This window comes from Sandaracinaceae bacterium, from assembly GCA_016706685.1.
Classification (GTDB): Bacteria; Myxococcota_A; Polyangia; order Polyangiales; family Houyiibacteriaceae; genus JADJJE01.
The window spans coordinates 11963-29928 of sequence record JADJJE010000031.1; the positions used below are offsets into that span (position 1 = coordinate 11963).

Annotated in this window: 20 protein-coding genes; 10 read left to right on the forward strand and 10 right to left on the reverse strand. The window is 68.1% G+C overall.

Annotated elements, in window-relative coordinates; all coding sequences use genetic code 11:
- Positions 1-40: 40 nt before the first annotated feature.
- Both IPI43_27345 and IPI43_27350 read right to left on the reverse strand, forming a co-directional pair.
- Positions 41-607 (reverse strand): DUF1990 domain-containing protein, encoded by a 567-nt coding sequence (locus IPI43_27345; GenBank protein ID MBK7777789.1) that lies wholly within the window; start codon positions 605-607, stop codon positions 41-43.
- Between the two features lie 35 nt (positions 608-642).
- A complete protein-coding gene (locus IPI43_27350) occupies positions 643-1044 on the reverse strand; it encodes a hypothetical protein (protein MBK7777790.1) in 402 nt (133 codons plus the stop codon).
- 10 nt (positions 1045-1054) lie between these two features.
- Between IPI43_27350 and IPI43_27355 the strand changes: the two genes are divergently transcribed.
- From IPI43_27355 to IPI43_27370, 4 genes are all read left to right on the forward strand, one after another.
- Entirely contained in the window at positions 1055-2401 is a 1347-nt protein-coding gene (locus IPI43_27355; protein MBK7777791.1) for a hypothetical protein, read from the forward strand.
- A 175-nt stretch (positions 2402-2576) separates the two neighbouring features.
- Complete coding sequence (locus IPI43_27360) at positions 2577-3215, forward strand: HAD family hydrolase (GenBank protein ID MBK7777792.1); 639 nt, start codon at positions 2577-2579, stop codon at positions 3213-3215.
- 82 nt (positions 3216-3297) lie between these two features.
- Entirely contained in the window at positions 3298-4695 is a 1398-nt protein-coding gene (locus IPI43_27365) for a hypothetical protein (protein ID MBK7777793.1), read from the forward strand.
- Positions 4696-4926: 231 nt separating this feature from the next.
- Positions 4927-5250, forward strand: a complete 324-nt coding sequence (locus IPI43_27370; GenBank protein MBK7777794.1) for a hypothetical protein — start codon at positions 4927-4929, stop codon at positions 5248-5250.
- 25 nt (positions 5251-5275) lie between these two features.
- Here the strand turns inward: IPI43_27370 and IPI43_27375 are convergent, their stop codons facing one another.
- From IPI43_27375 to IPI43_27395, 5 genes are all read right to left on the reverse strand, one after another.
- Entirely contained in the window at positions 5276-5680 is a 405-nt protein-coding gene (locus tag IPI43_27375; GenBank protein ID MBK7777795.1) for a hypothetical protein, read from the reverse strand.
- Positions 5681-5690: 10 nt separating this feature from the next.
- Positions 5691-7373: a hypothetical protein gene (locus IPI43_27380; protein ID MBK7777796.1), complete on the reverse strand. Its 1683-nt coding sequence runs from the start codon at positions 7371-7373 to the stop codon at positions 5691-5693.
- A 171-nt stretch (positions 7374-7544) separates the two neighbouring features.
- Positions 7545-7928 carry a PIN domain-containing protein gene (locus IPI43_27385; GenBank protein ID MBK7777797.1) on the reverse strand — a complete coding sequence of 128 codons (384 nt, stop codon included), beginning with the start codon at positions 7926-7928 and terminating at the stop codon, positions 7545-7547.
- The gene (locus IPI43_27390) at positions 7925-8179 is read right to left on the reverse strand and encodes a hypothetical protein (GenBank protein MBK7777798.1); all 255 of its coding nucleotides are present in this window, start codon (positions 8177-8179) and stop codon (positions 7925-7927) included. The genes IPI43_27385 and IPI43_27390 overlap by 4 nt, the downstream gene beginning before the upstream one ends.
- 75 nt (positions 8180-8254) lie before the next feature.
- The gene (locus IPI43_27395; protein ID MBK7777799.1) at positions 8255-8938 is read right to left on the reverse strand and encodes a hypothetical protein; all 684 of its coding nucleotides are present in this window, start codon (positions 8936-8938) and stop codon (positions 8255-8257) included.
- A gap of 116 nt (positions 8939-9054) precedes the next feature.
- Between IPI43_27395 and IPI43_27400 the strand changes: the two genes are divergently transcribed.
- Positions 9055-10752, forward strand: a complete 1698-nt coding sequence (locus IPI43_27400; protein MBK7777800.1) for a serine/threonine protein kinase — start codon at positions 9055-9057, stop codon at positions 10750-10752.
- Here IPI43_27400 and IPI43_27405 read toward each other — a convergent pair.
- Positions 10694-11236, reverse strand: a complete 543-nt coding sequence (locus IPI43_27405) for a mechanosensitive ion channel (protein MBK7777801.1) — start codon at positions 11234-11236, stop codon at positions 10694-10696. The genes IPI43_27400 and IPI43_27405 overlap by 59 nt on opposite strands.
- Positions 11237-11404: 168 nt before the next feature.
- On the opposite strand from IPI43_27405, the gene IPI43_27410 reads away from it, so the two are divergent.
- A complete protein-coding gene (locus IPI43_27410; GenBank protein MBK7777802.1) occupies positions 11405-13018 on the forward strand; it encodes a hypothetical protein in 1614 nt (537 codons plus the stop codon).
- A 371-nt stretch (positions 13019-13389) separates the two neighbouring features.
- On the opposite strand, the gene IPI43_27415 is transcribed toward IPI43_27410, so the two are convergent.
- Both IPI43_27415 and IPI43_27420 read right to left on the reverse strand, forming a co-directional pair.
- Positions 13390-13761: an alpha/beta hydrolase gene (locus IPI43_27415; protein ID MBK7777803.1), complete on the reverse strand. Its 372-nt coding sequence runs from the start codon at positions 13759-13761 to the stop codon at positions 13390-13392.
- Positions 13762-15690: 1929 nt separating this feature from the next.
- A complete protein-coding gene (locus IPI43_27420; protein ID MBK7777804.1) occupies positions 15691-15981 on the reverse strand; it encodes a hypothetical protein in 291 nt (96 codons plus the stop codon).
- Between the two features lie 348 nt (positions 15982-16329).
- On the opposite strand from IPI43_27420, the gene IPI43_27425 reads away from it, so the two are divergent.
- From IPI43_27425 to IPI43_27440, 4 genes are all read left to right on the forward strand, one after another.
- Positions 16330-16554, forward strand: coding sequence for a hypothetical protein (locus tag IPI43_27425; protein MBK7777805.1), 225 nt, complete (start codon positions 16330-16332; stop codon positions 16552-16554).
- 11 nt (positions 16555-16565) lie between these two features.
- On the forward strand, positions 16566-16709 hold the full coding sequence (locus IPI43_27430) for a hypothetical protein (GenBank protein MBK7777806.1): 144 nt from the start codon (positions 16566-16568) through the stop codon (positions 16707-16709).
- Between the two features lie 141 nt (positions 16710-16850).
- The gene (locus IPI43_27435) at positions 16851-16997 is read left to right on the forward strand and encodes a hypothetical protein (GenBank protein ID MBK7777807.1); all 147 of its coding nucleotides are present in this window, start codon (positions 16851-16853) and stop codon (positions 16995-16997) included.
- A 347-nt stretch (positions 16998-17344) separates the two neighbouring features.
- Positions 17345-17962, forward strand: coding sequence for a hypothetical protein (locus tag IPI43_27440; GenBank protein MBK7777808.1), 618 nt, complete (start codon positions 17345-17347; stop codon positions 17960-17962).
- Positions 17963-17966: the final 4 nt, after the last annotated feature.

A 17966-nucleotide genomic window follows, 5' to 3' on the forward strand; every position in this document is an offset into this window, starting at 1 on the left:
ACGCCTCACGGGCGGTCGCTCCGGGATGCCAATGTGAGCGCTAGCGCACCAGGGCGCGCATGCGCTCCAGCGTCTCGCGCTGGAAGCGCAGCTGATAGCTACGCGCAACCGGTGCACCGAGGCGTGAGAGCACCCCGTGCGGGCGCGAGAAGGCCTGTACGTCGTAGCGCACCACGTCGTCGTCGAGCGTGACCCGGAAGCTCTCCTCCCCGCTCTCGGCGTGTCCGGGCAGCGTGCCGAAGCCGAAGGCAAAGCTGCTGGGCTCTCGCGCCACGTAGATCACGCGACAGGGGTGCACCGAGGCGAAGCCCAGGTGTCGCGCGACGGTCGCGAACAGGGAGCCCGGCGCGAGCTCGCCGGGAGCGCGCACGACACGCGTGAAGGAGGGCGGGTAGTTGTCCACCTTGGCTAGCGCAGCGCACGCACGCTCGAACACGTCACGCCCCCGCCCGGACTCCGTACCGTAGCGGTCCAGCACGAAGCCCGCTGGCGCGACCGCGAGCGGTGTGCGCGTCAGGCCCACGTCACGGTAGGTGAAGGGCTGGTCGCCGCGAGCGCGGAGCAGCGCCAGGACTCGCTCGTCGCTCGGCGGCACGAGGTGGAACATGGGACACATCCTGACGCTTACCGTCCGGAGGTCCACTACTCTGTGGATGGACCATGTTCGACCGCCTCACCAAACGCCTCCTCGCCTTGGTCGGTCTCGATGTCGACTTCTCCATCGACATGCGCGGAGAGCCGTTCCACCTCATCGACGAGTCCGTGTACGTCGGGTCGTGCCCGACGCCAGAGCGCGTGCTGTAGCTCGAGGCGGCGGGGATCACGCACGTCGTCAGCTGCCTGCGCGAGGACGAGCGCGCCCAGGTGGCGTTCCTGAGCGAGCACTTCCACGTGCTCTTCCTGCCGATGCACGACGGCATGCACGAAGACATCGCTGCGGTGTTCCCGGCGTTCTTCGACTTTGCCTCTGTGGTGGAGAGCACGCCGGGGCGCGCCTGCTCGTTCACTGCCAGGCGGAGTCAGCCGCTCCGGCACCTTCGCCACCGCCCTGCACATGCGTAGCCAGCGCCGTAGCTTCTTCGACGCCGTCACGCACGTTCGGACGAAGCGGCCTGCGATCCTCCCGAACATCGGCTTCGCCTCTCAGCTCCAGGCCCTCGAGCACACGCTGCGCCCGGACGCGGGGGCCCCCGGGGTGCCGTCGTCGCTGGCGCGGTACCTCCGTGCGGTGTGCTGCGTCCCCGCGGAGGTCGACGTCATCCAGGACATGTTGGAGCGGCACCACCACGATGCTCCGACGGCCATTCGGGCGATCTTCGGCGGTGAGATACCCCGCGTCGTCCAGGGCGTTCGCGACCGACGAACGGGGCGACGGAACCACCGCGAGTCCCGACTGCGCGCCAGTGCTAGGTTCCGCAGCTGGATGACGGACACCGACGGGAGCATGACCGACCGATGGATGGGCGTGTTCCGCTCCATGGAGCGTGAACCCATCGGCGAAGCCCGCTACGCGCGGGCGCAAGCGCACAAGCGCCGCAGCCTGGCCCTCGCTCTCGTGGGCCTCGTGCTGGTGGCTGGGCCCAGCATCCTGACCGCGGTCGCTGTCGTGTTGGACTCGACGCGGCTCATTGCATACGCCTTGCTCGCATGGATTGGGGGCCCGGTCCTCGGCGCCGGGCCGCTGCACTCCGGGCTCAAGCGCCTCCAGCACCTACGCGGAATCCAGCCGGACAGTGAGGTCGAGGTCTTCGTAGGAGCGGCAACCGCGCCCGGGTTCCGCTCGACACCGGGCGGCGCGAACGACCGAACGACCGGACGACTCCTGTCCGCTCGCGTCATCGAAGAAGCGCGCACCCATCGTTTGGTCGTACACCCCGAGACCGGCCTACTCCTCGAGGTGGACGGCGCGCTCGTGAAGGAGTTCGTGGGCGGCGACATGACCATCACGGCCCGCGTCCCGGGCGGGTCTGCGAAGGACCCCGCCGCGACGGCGCGCCTCTTGAGCGTCCTCGAGAAGCACGAACTGAGGCACATCACCCACCGCCTCACGCGCGGGACTTGGGGCCCGCTGCTCGGCGCCGCATCGGCAGCCACTGCTGTAGTCTTTCTCCTACGGACCATCACATCGGATGGAGACCCTGAACCCCACGTTGTGGTCGCGGTCGTCACGGTCTGCGTGCTCCTGCTCATCGCTGCGGCGGTCGACCGGTGGTACCGGCGCCGGCGCCGCGCGACGCTCCAACGCGACGGCGAAGCGGGCCTTCACCGCACGGACGACCGCTGGCTGCTGCCCGAGTCGGGTATCTGCTGGGAGGAGAACGGCCGGCCCGGCCCGCTTCGACTCGTCGGTGGAGGCCTGGGCAGTGAAGCGGACGGTCGGACACGACCAGTGATGTTCTAGTGGCCCCAGCCTGCCCGCCGCGCCGCCCTCACGGCGTCGAGACGAGCACGCCTTCGTGCGGAAGTGCGACAGCGAACACTCCGCCACGTCGCCTGCAGAGAGCGCGGGCCATCGCATCGGTGTCGGCCCACATCGGCTTTGTGGCGCCCCGAGCACGGCCTGCTACGGCTCGGCAATGCGCTACCCAGACCTCATCTTCGATCTGGACGACACGCTGATCGACTCCTTCGCACCCTACGTGGCGGCCCACCAGCGCGTGGCGGAGGAGCTTCGCATGCGCGTGCCCTCACGCGACGAGCTGGTGGTGTACCTGGACACGTGGGAGCGCACGCTCGAGCGCATGTGGCCCGACACGGACCTCGACCCGTTCATGACTCGCTACGCGGAGCTCACGCACGAGTACGAGTACCCGCCCATCGCGGGGGTGCTGGATTCGCTCGGGCAGCTGCGCGAGCGCGGACACCGCCTGTGGATCGTCACCAAGCGCTCACGCCGGCTGCTCGCGCTGCGCATGCAGCAGGCGGGGCTCGCCGCCGAGCACTTTCACGGCATCTTCACCTTCGAGGACCAGCCCGTGACCAAGCCCGACCCGCGCTGCTTCGAGCCGGTCTGGCAGGCCGGCGCGCGCCCCGAGCAGAGCCTCTACGTGGGCGACCGGGTGGACGACCAGCTCGCCGCCTCCTCGGCTGGGGTGGTGTTCGTGGCCGTGGCTACCGGACCCGAGGGAGCCGTCGCGTGGGAGCGCATCGTGCCCGCGAGCCATCGCCTCGAGAGCGCGGCCGAGCTGCCCGCGTGGTTGGCCGAGCACGGCTGAAGGCACCGCGCGGTGAGTTCTCGGTGGCGCATGGCGGTCTCCTTCGTCGGAGGGCGCGGCCACGGGTGCTACGCTGTCTTCCGTGACGCCTCGACGCCTCCACGCCTCCACGCGGATCCCCCTCACCGCGAATCTACTGCTCGTCGTCTTCCTCGCGGTGGGCTGTGGACCGGGGCACCGGCACACAGACGACGGCGGCACGAACACCGACACAGGGACGGTCACGGACGCCGGCCCGAACACGCGCGTCTTCACGTTCGAGGACCACGGCTTCGTGAACCCCTTCACCGGCGGGGTCGCGTGGGAGACGACCGAGAACGCCGACGTGCTCGCCATGGAGTGGGCTTTCGTGGGGCTCTCGGATGTGTATGCCACGTGCTCCGCTTCGCCGGACTGGACGCAGGTGGACGCCTTCCTCGCGAACGTGGCTGCGCGCGGGCATCAGGCCATCCTGCGCCCGGTGGTCTTCGGACCCGGCTACGGCGCCGGGAGCTTCGCGCCCTCGGACCTGGCCACCAGCGACTTCAGCTACGACGGCGACACGTACGAGAACCCGCGCTGGGACCTGACCGCCGTGCAGGACTGCATCCTGCAGTTCATCGACGCCTTCGCCGCGCGTTACCGAGATGACCTGCGGGTGGCCTACATCCAGATGGGCCTGGTTGGCCTGTGGGGCGAGCACCACCTGGATGGAGGCCCGTACACGGCCGCGAGCTTCCCGTCGAACGCCTTCCAGAAGACCATGATCGAGCACTACCTGGACGGCTTCGGGACCAGCTCGTCGGACCTGCTCTGCTCCGTGTCACTCGACGCCGCGCAGAGCCACGGCTTCTTCGGGTCGGCGGATGCGTCCCTCGACACGGCGCGCGTGGGCTTCTTCGACGACACGCTGCTCGAGGCCAACCACAGCAGCCCGAGCAACTGGCGGCAAGAGGCTGCGCCGGCCAGGCAGCTCTCGCTCCACCGGCGACACGGGTGGGGAGGCGAGGCCTTCTGGAGCGGGTGCAACAGCAACGGCTCCTGGGCCACGCCCCCGCACGACTGCGGCAACGGAGAAGGGCTCGGGGCGCAGGCCGCGCGCCTGGGCCTCGACTACATGCTGGGCTCGAACGCCTACGACGGAAGCATCGGCCGCGCAGCCCTGCTCACGGCCTCGCAGCTCATGGGCTACAAGTTCACCGCGACCACCGTGACTCGGCTCGGCACCGGTGACCTGGCCGTCACCGTCGAGAACACCGGCGTGGCCTACTGCCCCTACGAGGTGCAGGTCTGCACGCCCCAGGGCTGCGCGGGGGACCTCTCGACGCTCGCGCCGGGGGCGAGCGTGGTCGTGACGGTGCCCGCGTCGAGCTCGGCCTCGCAGGTGCTGTCGCTCGCATCGCCGCGCCTCGCGCCGAGCAGCTCCCAGAAGATCCGCTGGAGCAACGCGCAGGCCGACCCCGGTGCCGCCACGCTCAGCGTCACTTTTGATGGGCCGTAGGGGCATGCCCTTGTTCGACATCCAACCACTGCTCAGCGAGCACACGTTCAAAGCGCGGGCGCAGCGCGGGCCGTGGCGCGCGGGGTGGGTGCTGGTCGCCCTGCTCGGGTGCGCCCCGAGCTGCGTGCCAGCCACGACGGAGCCGACTACGGTGGAGCCGCAGTCGCCCGCGGCCGAGGCCGAGACCCCGCCGGGCGGGCGGAACCAGCGTGCGACGTCCGCGTCGACGCGGTGCTCTCCTCCGAGGCTTTCCGCGGCTACCGGTCCACACCAGCCACCCGAGCCGCCGTCGACGCGCTGTCGCCCGAGCACTACGAGCAGTGGGTCGCGGAGTCCCACGGGGCCAGCTACCTGCTCTGCACCTACCGCGTGATCGTGGAGGGCCGCGCCTACCGCTTCGAGGAGGCCCACGACACGACCTTCGAGCCGCGCGAGTCCGCCGCTTGTGAGGCCGCACGCAGCGATGTGGCGGAGCACATCCGGGCTGTGACCGAGGGCTGCACCGACCTACACCGCGGCGCGTACTACGGCGCGGACCTCGAGCCGATCGACTGACAGCCTGCCTGCGTCACGTCACCGGTCAGCGGGCCGCGGCGCGGGCCGCCAACAGCGACTCCACCGAGTGATGCATCGTGATGCGCCCTCGGAGCCCGATGTTGGCCACCGCCACCGCCGCGCGGACCAGGGGCGAGTGGAGCGCGATATGGACCGCTTCGAACTGCGCAAGCCTGCGCATCGACCATTCGGTCGTCACGAGGCGGCACTCGTTGGTGTACCCCATCACGGCCGTCCAATCGTGAAAGCCGCGGAGCTTTCCGTGCTGGTTGATGATTTGGTCGCCATAGGCGATGAACGCGCGCGCTTCTTCGACGCGCATGTAGCCGATGACTTCGCTCGCGAAGATTCCGGGCTGGGGCATGCTCAAGGTGACCTTGCCCTCGTCGTACTCGATGGTTTGTTCCTGCATCTCGTTCTCGGCGATCAACGTTCCGCAGCTACGGCGCGCTGGCGGCGACCGCGAGCTGCGCCGCCGCGTCGGCGGAGACGAGCACCACGTTGGATGGCAGGATCTGCGTGAGCGCGGTGTACGAGTTTTCGAGCGTGAGACCACCGTCGCTGGTCATGTAGACCCACGTGACCGAGCCGGGGGGGAGCGCGGCGAGGCGCTCGGACATGGCCTGAGCCGTGGGGTGGAAGGAGTCCCTGTCGTCCACGCCGCGCCATGAACGCGAGCGGAAGATCACCACGGCCGAGCCGTCGGAGCCGGTGATGCGCTCGTACTGCTGCTCGGCCGGCCACGCAGCGAACATATCGACCAAGTACGGGACGTTGACCGGGAAGACCCCCTGAACTTGTCCGCCCTCATGCGCGTACCGCGGGAGGAAGCTGCTGAGGGCCCCCCTCCAGTTGGTGAACCACTCCCAGTGCACGACGCTGCGTGTCCCCAGGAGCTCTGCGACGCTCTCGGTGTTGGCGACGAATTGCTCCTGCTGCTCGGGCGGCATGGACCCTGGATACGCGTAGAGGTGTCCGCTGGGCGGCAGCGCGAAGTAGTCCGAGCCCGTGGACTCCGCCGCTTCGTAGTACCACTCGAGTACGTCGGGGGCGAGCTCGGGGAGGTGGGGCGAGATCGTCCAAGTGAGGGGTGGGCACGCCGGACTTGCGCCGGCGCAGCGGTCGAGCCGCTCCTCCATCCAATCTCGCCGGGTCGACATGATGTACCGGACGTTGTCGCCGTCTCCGACGACGAAGGCCACGTAGACCTTGGTGGGATCATAGGAGACAGCCTGCGGTGCATTGTGCGGGAGCTCAGCCGCACGTCGGATCGGCGGGCGACGGCTCCCGAAGAAAGACAGGTTGGAGGTGCGCGTCGGGATCGCCCCCATGTTCGCGCTCGGGAGGCAACGGGTCTGGGCCTCGTAGAGGTAGCCCTGAACCAGCCAGGAGTCGTTGTAGCCGTACACCGGCAGCGGGGTCTCCCACCCGCTCTCGTTCACGATGCTGGACAAGAGCTCCCTCTCGGGGTTGCCGTCGATGCAGCCGTTGATGAGGAAGACCACGAACAGCTTCTGCTCGAAGACGTAGTCGATCAGGGCGACGGACATCTCGTCGGACAGGTCCGGGTTGGCCAAGTCGTCGGCGTTGCGGTTGTAACCGGGATTCAGCATGGCGAGTCCTGTCGTCTGGCCCAGGTAGTTCTCGTAGACGTGCTGAGTGGCCGACAGCTGAGTCGTCATGCCGGCGAATTCCTGCGTGGCGTCGACGATGGGATCGTCACACCGAATGGGCGACTCGTCCGCCAGCATGGGCGCACCATGGGCCGCTGCCACGGTCAAGATGCTCGGGAGGATCTCGCGCTGCTCGGCATACGAGTATCGAACGCAGCCGAAGTCGGCCACGCACTCCTGCAGAAACTCCGGCGCCTCCTGGCTACGACTGGAAGCGAGGCTCAGCGCATCGAGCCAGAGCTCGTCCTGCGGGACGACGCCATCGATGGCGGACTGGGGAACGTCCGGGTCGCTCTGGACGAAGACGGAACCCCCGAGGCGACGGTTGTACAGACCCACGCACGCGTGTGTGGCGAGCTGCGTGGCGACGGAGTCCGTGGCCCGCACGTGCACGATTCGAAACTCCTCGGCGTAGCGCGGCGAGGACGTGCAAGCCCACGCAGCGAACATGAGGCACGAGAAAGAGAGGGGAGCAAGGATGCTCTGCGGGCGTGAAAGTCGGCGGTTCATGGCGGTCCTGGACGGAGGCTCGGGACGCGTGGCGTGGCGGGCGTACCCCGAAAGACTAGCGCAAGAGCCGCCGCAGGGCGTTGGCCGCGGAGCGGTCCCCCACGGGGCAATCTAGATCGTCTCGATCGTCAGGCCCGGGTCGATCCGGCGCAGGTCGTCGGGGTCGGAGGTGAGCACGGTCCAGTCTCGCTCGCGCGCCAGCAGGACGATGTGTGCATCGATGACATCGGAGGTCTTGGTGCTCCCGAGCATCCGGCCGAGTACGCGCGCCACCGCATAGGTGAGGTCGATGACCGCTGTCTGGCGCAGGAGGAAGCTGACGGGGACCTGCCGTCCCGTGCCTCCACGAAAGACCTGTCCAACCACACCTGCCGAGGTCACCAGCGGAATCCTGGCTTTGTGAAGCGCTGCGACGAGCGCGACCATGCGCTCGTCACGTCGCTCCGCCGCGATGAACGCGCCCGCGTCGAGCACGAGACCGCGCGCAGCGCTCACGCAGCGCCCTTCTTGCGAGGTTCGGAGTTGCGCTTGAGCTTCTGGACGACGCCGGTGGCCCAGCGCTGGGCGCCCTTGGACGGGTTCACGTCGCGGTAGAACGCCTCCCAAGCGCGCTCCAGCTCGGCGTCGTCGAGATGTTCTTCGATCACGCCGGTGACCCAGGCCGACACGGGGGTCTTTCCCGCGGCCTTCTTGATGCGCGCAGCGACCTCGGAGGGCACGCTGATGGTGATCCGCTTGATCGTCATAACATCAGCATAACGACTGAGGGGGTGCGAGGCTAGGACGGCGGTCCACGCTTCCCGGAGGTGAGCACGGTCCAGCTACCCCTTGGTTGTGAGGGCGCGCCGGATGGACTCGGTGACCGGGCGCGCCGGGTCTTCGCGGTACGAGACGTCCGCCGACTGCGAACCCGTGCGTGGGTCGACGTCGTCGAACGCCATCCAGTACGTGCCGCCGTAGGGGCCCTCTGACTGCTGGTAGCCCGCGCCCCGCAGAACCGACATCACCGCCGCAAAGCCTGCCCCGTACACCGTTCCGAGGCGCACTTCGGGTGCGAACGCCGGCGGCACCGGGAGCTCGCCGCGCTGCGCCAGCACCGCTTCGACGGCGGACAACGCGTCCATGTCGCAGCCCGACGCGCGCAGCGATGCCAGGAGGGTGGAGAGCCTCTGCGCGCGAACCGGCACGCCCTCGATGACGACGTGGACGGCGAGTCTGAGCTCCACGGCAAAGCGCTCCGGCGCCACGTACGCGTCGAGACGCACGGGCGAGTGCTCCGCCTGGCTCGGCGGCGGCCAACCTCGCGGCTCGTGCCCTGATGCCAGCTGCGCCGCGTGGACGTTGGCGTAGGCTCCGCGGCCCGTCTGGATGTCGAGCGTCGACCACCCGAGCGGAACACCTTGAACCGCCGCGGCGACGCGCCCGGTGAGGAACCAGTCCCGCTCGCGGGCGTTGAGCTCACGCAGGAGCGCGAGGTCTGGACCGCTGGGAGGGCCTGTGCGCATGCGATAGGGTGTACCACCTCGGGACCAACACGGAGGCTTGCTTTCGTGCACCATCGGAGTACTGGCCCAGCCAGGGCACGCCGCGAAGAACGGAACGACTCGAGATGACACTGGCCTTGCCGCACGCAATCTCCACGGGTGATCTCATCGATGGTCGCTACCGTGTGATCTCCCTGCTGGCAGAGGGCGGAATGGGTGCTGTCTTCCTCGCAGAGCACATGGGGCTCTCGAAGGAGGTGGCCCTCAAGGTCATCCACAAGGGCATCGCTGGCGACGGCGACATGCGCGCGCGCTTCGCACGTGAGGCCATGGCAAGCGCGCAGATCGACCATCCGCACGTCGCGAGCACCCTCGACATCGGCGCGCTCCCTGACGGCTCGGCCTACTTGGTGATGCCGCTCATCCGTGGGCCGAGCCTCGCCGACACACTGGATTCTGGGCCGATGCCATGGCCACGGGCGGTCTCCATCGGTGCGCAGATTGCCGACGCGCTCGAGGCCGCGCACGCGGCCGGCATCGTGCATCGCGACCTCAAGCCCGACAACGTGGTGCTCACGGCACGCGACGACGGGCGCGATCACGTGAAGGTGCTCGACTTCGGGATCGCCGGCCTGAGCGGTGCGGCGGAGGCGACCTCCGAGGTTCCCCTGACGCGCGCTGGCGTGGTGATGGGCACGCCGGGGTACATGTCGCCCGAGCAGGCCGTCGGCGAGGTCGTCGACCTGCGCACGGATCTGTACGCGCTCGGGGTGATCCTGTGGGAGTCGGTGGTTGGACGGCGGCTCTTCGACGGTCCCGACATCACGTCGATCATCACGCGGCAGCTCACCACCGTCGCCACGCCCATCGCGTCGCTCGATGCGAATGTGCCGCCGGAGCTCGACGCGCTCGTCTCGAGGCTGTTGTCCCCGTCCCGCGACCAGCGGCCGAGCAGCGCCGGGGAGGTGCGCGACGTGCTGGTCGCTTCGCTCCCCGCGATGCGTCCGAGCTTGGTGGACTCCCTCCCGACCATGCGCGAGTCGTTCCCAGAGTGTGGCGCTGCAGACCGAGTCCATGGGCCACGCTGCGACGCTCTATCCATCGTCGCACCCGCAGGCACTGACCCCCGCGCGCGTCGGCGGGATGCGCGCTCGGCTGCGGAGCTTGCCGATGGGTGTGCGGCTCGCGCTGGTCGCGGCCCCGCTGCTCGTGCTGGTCGCGCTGTTCGCGTTTGTGATGCGCCCCACCGTCATCGTGCCCATCGCCCCCGCGCCTCGTCCGCAGGTCGTCGCAGTGGCTCCGCCGCGCTCCGACATCGTGCAGACGTCTCGTGGCCCGGTCATCGTCGAACGGGCGGAGAACGATTCGTCAGCCGCCGCGGCGGTCGTACTCGACCCGAGCATCGAGAGCGCGATCGCGGCGCTGATGAACGTGGAGAGTCGCAGCGACCGCCAGGTCGCCGCCAACACCATCGTGATGGCCACGACGACGCCCGTCCCGGAGTACGCACGCGCCCTCGCGCGCTTCGAGCTGGGGCAGGGCTGCGCCGAGCGCCGGTCTGCCCTCGAGAGCATCGCCGAGATTGGCGACGCGCGAGCCCTGCCCTTCGTGGCCCGGCTCGACGCGCTCCCTCGCCAAGGATGCGGACGCCGTGGTCGGGAAGACTGTCAGGCGTGCACCCGCACCCAGGTCGCGAACGCGATGCGTGCGCTCACCGCAGACGCGCCCTGAGCGAAGGAAGCCCTGCCGCGCCGGCCCACGTGAGCGGGCGGTCCCTCACTCCGAAGGGCGGTGCACCACGCCCTCGAGGACCTCTCTCGCGTTTCTATCCATGATCAACACAGACTTCTGAAGAATCAAGGAGTTCGGGACAGTGATGACATGACCACCATCGAAGCTCTTCAGATGAACGAAGAGATAGGTCAGGTCGGACACCTCTCCGTCGACCGGGAAGTCCTTGTCTAGGATGCGCAGCGTGTCCCCGATCTTGATGGGATGCGCAAACAGCAGCAATATGCTCGACGTAAAATTCGACAGCAGGGACCACTGCGCAAAGAACGCGATACCGAGCACCGTGAGCGTCGTTCCCACGAACACTGCGATTTCGCTTTGTTCGACGCCCCATACGACCGCCAGCATGAACACTGCAGACACGAAGGTTATGAGGTGAACGGCTTTGACAACGGCCTTCCTTCTTCCGCGCTGCAGCTGAATCTGTTTCAGAGATCTGTTGACGAAGCTCTTGGTCAGATAGTGAACCACTGCATATACAGCCAGCACCGCGACGCTCTCGAGCACCTGCATCTTGTAGAGTTCCATCTTTCATCTCATAGGTGACCGTCACGGTTGTGGCGTCGCTCAACGGGCGTGATTCATGAGCCGGTCACGGAGGCCGTCTGAGGGGATCGACGTGACGAGGGGGAGTTGGTAGGAGGTGGCGTTCGTATCCCCACCGAGGCACCACGCCTCAGAAGGCGCCACCAGCCAATGTTGTACGCTCCCGAAGATCAGGCGGTCAAGGAGGAGACCGCTGCCGCCATCCACGAGGCCCTTGTGTTGATGCTCCACGCGGCCGACGACGGCGCCACGGCGCGCGAGCTCGAAGAGCACGTGTGGAAGACCTCCTTGGAGTTCGGACGCGCGCTGATGAGCGCTGGGCTGCGCCGCATGTGTGCGCGGGCAACGGCGCAAGACATCAAAGAGCGCGGGCTCGACCCCAAGCAGGTCACGCTGCGGCTCGACGGCGACTACCACGCGACGCTCAGCACGACGCTTGGTCCGGTGACGTTCCCGTGGTTCGCGTACCGAGACCGAAGCGCTGCCGCGGCGACGGTGACCCACACGCCCGCCAAGACCGCGGTGCTGCCCCTGTTCAAGCACTGTCGGTCGTCGGAGTTGCTGCTCGAGTGGGAGAGCCGACTTGGCAGCGACCACCCCTTCCGCCATGCGCAGGAGGCGCTGTCGTACTTCACGCACGGCGCCGCGCATCGAGAGGACACGACCATCGCGCGCCACATGGTGACGGTGGGCAGCCTGGTGAGTCGTGAGTGGACCTACCGCACGCCCGAGGACATCGCACATCTCTTGCTGACCCGCGCGACACGCGATCCGAAGACGGGCCGCCCGCTCTTGTACGCATCGACTGACGCGCACGCGCTGCGCACGTACGTGGACGACACGTGGGACGCGCAGTGGAAGATGGCCAACGGCGTCCGCGTGTGGTGCATCGACCGACATAACGGCTCGACGATTCACCTTGGGGGTGAGTACACCTGGGGCAACTGCGAGAAGGTGCAGGAGACCTTCGAATGGCTGCGCGACACAGGTCGGATGCCAGCCGATGGACGTATGGTGAACGGGCTGAACGTGCAGGTGGTGCTGGTCACGGACGGTGCGCCGTGGATCAAGGAGCGCCTCGTTCCGCTCTTCCCCAAAGCGGTGGTGTTGCTCGATGCCTACCATCTCCTCGAGGCCCTCGCGAAGTACGCGACGGCACGTTTTCTCGCCGGCACCGCCTCCAACAAGCTGTTCTATCAACGCGCGCTGGACGCTCTCTTCGGCAAGAGCCGCGGCAAGAAGCCGGCGATGCCCAAGCCACGCCGGGGTCACACCAAGCGTTCGTGCCAACCCATCGCGGCGTCCACGATGCCGGCTGACGATGCCCCCCACGCTCGTCGACGAAAGCGTTCCCCTGCGGCCGACCGACTGCTCGGGCTGCTCGCCGAAGGCGTGGTCCCGCCCACGGTGGAGGACGAGCACAACAAGCTTGTCGCCGCGATCAACCACAACGCCGACCGCATCGACTACGAGCAATGGCGCCCCCGCGGCTACCAAATCGGCTCGGGCGCCATGGAGTCTCTGCACCGCACCGGCAGCCAGACGCGCCTCAAGGTCGCTGGCATCCGCTGCTTGCCCGAGACCTCCCAGGCCATCTTCAACCTCCGCATGCTCCGCCTCTGTGGCCGCTGGGATGAGTTCTGGCGCCAGGACGACATCACCTCGTCTCTCGTTGCCGCCTTTGGCGCTCGCACGCTCAAGCTGGCGACGACGCTCGAAGCCGCAGCTGCCGACGCCGCCGAGACATATCAGCATGCCGCCTGACCGGCCCATGGATCACACCCGCTCCGTTCTGGGGCGCCCAAGGTTGTGCAGCGAGCACGTCGTTCCACAGCCGACGCCAGGTCTTCCACTCGTGGGCTCCAGGCGCGGCAAACACGCGCGATGGGTGCATCGCGCCGCCGCCAACCGGTGTCGTGCGCCGACGTGCGGGTCGTCTCTCCGAAAGGCGAAGCACCCCGGGGTCTCGGGACGTGTGCGTGGCGTTGCAGAGGTCCCGCACCAAGCGTGGCTCACCGGGGGAGGTGACGCGGCGCCGGCCACCACGGGTCTGGCCAAGCCCGGCGAGCGGAGGAGACCGCCAATCCGTCCGATCTCCCCTGCGCAACACCGAACTCTCGTGGCGGGACCCAACGCTAGGCGCGATCCGGCACCACGCCGTCGACGAGGTCCGGGTGCGCCCGTGCCGTCAGGATCGCTCCATAGCCGCCCAGCGAGATGCCCACCAGCCAGACAGAGCGGTACCCGTGCCGCCGCGCCTGGTGGAGCACGTCGACAGCGATGCGTTCGGTCATGGTCTGGGACAGGTAGAACATGAGGTGCGCGTCCACGAGCACCACCTCGCAGTGGGACGCCTGAGCTGCCACGTCACGGAGAAAGCCGTTCCGCTCGAAGTCGTCGGGCCCGTCCCCAATGCCAGGCAGCAACACCAGGAGGCAGTCGCGCGTCGAGGGACGCCCGCGGGGCGAGAAGCTGTCGGAGGACGTGTTGGCGAGCGGCTCTGCCATCGGAGATAAGGTATGAGCCGTGAGTCGTCGGGCGCAACGCCGCGCAGCCTGTCTCCGAAGAGCCAGCGCCGCCCCGAGACCAAGAGACCGAAGCCAGCCGCGCGCCACCGCGGAACGCTGCAAGACCGTGGGCGCATCACCATCGAGAGACTTCATGCTCAAAGGTATATGGCTCGGCCGACTCCTTGAAAAAGCGATAGATTAGTATGAATCGTTATGTTTTGTGGATGCATTGGCCCACGGGGCCCTGGTCTTCCACGTAGCGAGCCGCTCGAGGACGGAGCGCGCGAACGCGCTCACAGCTTGGAGATGATCTTGTCCGCGTACTTCCGCAGCGCGCCGATCTTCACGTCCAGCGGCTGGATGTCCGGCGCGTTGTCGTACGTTGCCCGGAACCCCACGATCACGTCCGTGATGCCCTGGTCTTTTCAAGCGCTTCCTAGCCGTCCAGCTTGAACGCGTCCATCGAGCCCGCGTGGATCTCGAAGGGCTCGTTCTCTGACCGGCCTCGCGGCGCAGCCTCCGCCAACCGGTCAGGCAGCGCGAGCTCTTCCGGGCGCCCCGCCCGCGAACATCAGCCGTCGCCGGGAGGCGCGCGCTTCAATGCCGCTTTTTCGAAGCGTAGCCGCCGTCGGGATGGGCACCGGCTGCCTCGGCGCGGGGCAAATCTCGATGCTCGGCAGCGTATGAGTGCTGGCCTTCGCGAGCGAAAGAATCCCGCCGCGCAGGAGCCCCGCGGATGATGGCGTTCGTCTCGTCAACTACGCTTGCCGCAGGTCTTCCACTCCGTGAAGGTGACCGCGAAGTCCTCCGGCCCAGGGGCTCGGAGAGACTACGCCGACCAAAGCGGTCGTTGGTGAACACCGCCACCAAGGCTGACCGACTAGCCCTCACGAGCACCGGCAAACGGATGGGCAACTTCACGTGCGAGGGTGGTGAAGCGGATGGTACAGACGTCACGGCGCCAGCTCCGGGATGAGCGAAGGCCTCGACGAACGGCTTGCCCAAAACAGGAACGCGCGGTCCCCGGTGCCGTGGCGCGGGTACTTCGACTCGGAGTCCTCCGAGTAACAGATGCTGTCCGGGGATGGTAACCGACGTGCCAGCCCGCTGCTTAGGCCGCCTTAGCGAGCGGCATGAAAGCTGGGGTCGCACATGGACTCGGCGGAGGAGAAGCGCATCGGACGCGCCCCCATCTCGCGAGTGGAGTCACAGCGCCTTGCCAGCGAGGCGGGGCTCGACCACCCGCTCGCTGCAGGGCTTCTCACGGCGCGCATGTGCAGGGGCATGCCGGTGCGCCCCCTCGATGCCCAGGCCACCGCCACGGGGTAGGTGTCCACCGGCTCGGCCGCGACCTCCGGGCGGTTGGAGAGCCACGCCGCGACGCCTTGAGCAGGGGCTTCACCCAGTTGGGCGCGTCACGCGCCATGTTGGCGATCCCACCGGCCGGGGCACAGGTGATGCACCACCGCGTCGGAGCACGTCCCGTCCGGCTTCTTCAAGCAGGGCGGCAGCTCCACGCATAGAAGTGCTTGAGAGCATAGCTTCGCTACGCCCGTAGTAGCGCATAGCGTCGCGGATACCAAAGTCCTCGAAGAGCGCGGGGCCCGGCAGGTCCAACGCAAATCGCGGTGCGGTGCGCCTCGCTCAACACGCGAAACACGATGCGCGAGCGCGGCGGACAACCGGCGGGGCCCGTTGTTGGCGATTGTGTCGCCCCGGGGATCACTCCGTCGCGCGAGCGGGCCACTACCAACACCGTGGGCGCCAGGCAGTTCACGGCCACCATCGGCTCGAAACCCTGCGCGGACTTGCGGCCCTCCTTGGGCACCACGCCGGCGTTGCTCTCAGGATGTCGGTGCGCTCGCCCCGGTCGGCGCAGTGTCGCTGGCAAATGCACGCTCGCCGGGTCGAGGAGATCCCCTGAGATCATCTCGATCTGGGGGTTGCCGCTGCGCTGTCGCGCACCTCCTGGCCGGCCTCGGGGATGCCACCGCGGCACGGCATGATCACCCGCAGGCGCCGCGCGAGAGCCAGCTCTCCACCGCCCACGGCAGCTTTGCCCAGGCCCGGTTGCTGCCGGTCACCATCACCGTGCGCCCCTCCGAGCCGGTCGCTGGGCAGCGCGCCGGGGATGAGGTTCTTGGCGTTCTTGCGGTTCAGGTTCTCGCGGATGGCGGTCCAGATGGCGGAGACGGGGTTGTCGTGGCGTTGCTGCATGGGGCTCTCGGTTGCGTTCGGAGGCAGGCGGCGCTAAGCGGCTATTAGCTGGTAGCCGTTAGCCACCACTGGGTAGCCCAGCCCGCGCCGGGATCACGGGCGGGTGAGCAGCCGGATCCCGATGCCCAAAGAGCCCACCCCTGCCCTGTCGACCACGCGGAAACTTTGCCTCCTGGACGCCGCCAGGACACGTTCGCGCAGGTGGGCTGCGAGGCCCGCCAGCCTGAGCGCCATCGCGGACGGGTGGGCATCCGCACGCCCAGCCTCTACAAAGCACTTCCCAGCAAAGCGGGACATGTACGCGGCGTTTTGCCGGCGCTGGGCGCTATCTTGCCGCACCCGGGCCATATGAGCGCGCTGCTGGTGCGCCCCACCGACCACGCGGGCCACGCGCGCAACCTCGCGGCGGTGGTGGGTCTGTACTTTGCGCGCCCCAACCTGGCGCGCCTGGTGCCGCGCTGCTGGCGCGTGGCCCCGAACAAAGAGGTCATCATGGAGCGCTGGTATGGGCCGCTGCTCGCGCGCCTCTGCCGGAGCTTACGCCCTCCGCCACGATCGCCGAGCGCACGGTAACACCGCAGGCCTTGGTCATTGTGGTGTACGCCATGCTGTCGGGTCTGGTGATGCTAGCGTCCTTGCACGAGCGCGCGGGAGCACCTCCCAGTGAAGCGCTGATGGTGGTGCTGGGCACGTGGGTGCACGCGCTGTGGGGCGTCCCGACGCCCTGAAGTTCACGAGACGATCGCCGGCCTGCTAGGCTCGCCGCATGGCCCCTCCACGCAGCCCCGAGCGACGCATCACCAAGATCACCGCCCCATCGGCCCCGCCACCTGGTCCTCCAGGGGCCTGCGCGGGCTGTTGGAGCCGGCATGGACGTAGCGCGCCTGAACATGTCGCACGGTGATCATCCGGCGCACCGCAAGACCATCCGCAGCCTCAAAGAGCCTCAACAAGAAGCTGGGCAACCCGGTGGCGCTCTTGATGGACCGCAGGGGCCCGGATCACGGGTGAGCTGAGCAGGTCCATCGACCTCAAGAAGGGCGACGTCTTCTGCACTTCTCGGTGCTGGCCGGCGACGCCGAGGCGCACACCGTGCACGTGAACTACCAGGACCTGGTGCGCGACCTGAAGCGCGGCGACATCGTCACCGTGGACAACGGGCTCCATCAACCTGGAGGTGCTGGCCGTGGAGGATTACGGCTGAAGTGCCGCGTGCGTGACGGCAGCAAGCTGGGCTCGCGCAAGCACGTGAACCTGCCGGGCGTGCACGTGAACCTGCCGTCCATCACCAAGAAGAACCGCCGCGGACATCAATTCGCCATTTCATCGAGCAGGACCTCGACTTCATCGCGCGCTGTCGTTCGTGCGCGGGCCGAGGACATCCTCGAGGTGCGCGCGCTCATCGAAGGCAGGCGGCCACCAGAAGCTCATCGCGCCAAGATCGAGAACCGCGAAGGGCGTGGACAACTTCGACGCGATCCTGGCGGTGGCCGACGCGGCATCATGGTGGCGCGCGACTGATCTCGGTGTGGGTGGACCTCGAGGGCTGCCGGTCATCCAGCGCATGAAATCGTTCGGAAGTGCGCCATCGCGGGCAAGCCGTCCATCGTGGCCACGCATGCTCGAGTCCATGATCGAGAACCCGATGCCCACGCGCGCCGAGGTGACCGACGTGGCCAACGCGATCACCGAAGCAGGCCGACGCCATCATGCTGAGCGGCGAGACGGCCACCGGCGCGTACCCCGTGCTGCGTGGGATCCTGGACCGCATCGCGCGGCGCATCGAGCGCGAGCCGAGCCTGGGCTTCTACACTTGCGGCCGCCGACCACCACGCAGCGCGAGCACATCGCGCAGAGCGCGTGCCGCCTGGCGGACTCCATGCCGGCGGGCATCATCGTGGTCACGCGGCGCGGGCTGTTGGGCCAGCTGGTGTCAGCTATCGCCCCATGCGAACGCCCATCTACCCGTTCACGAACATGAGCAC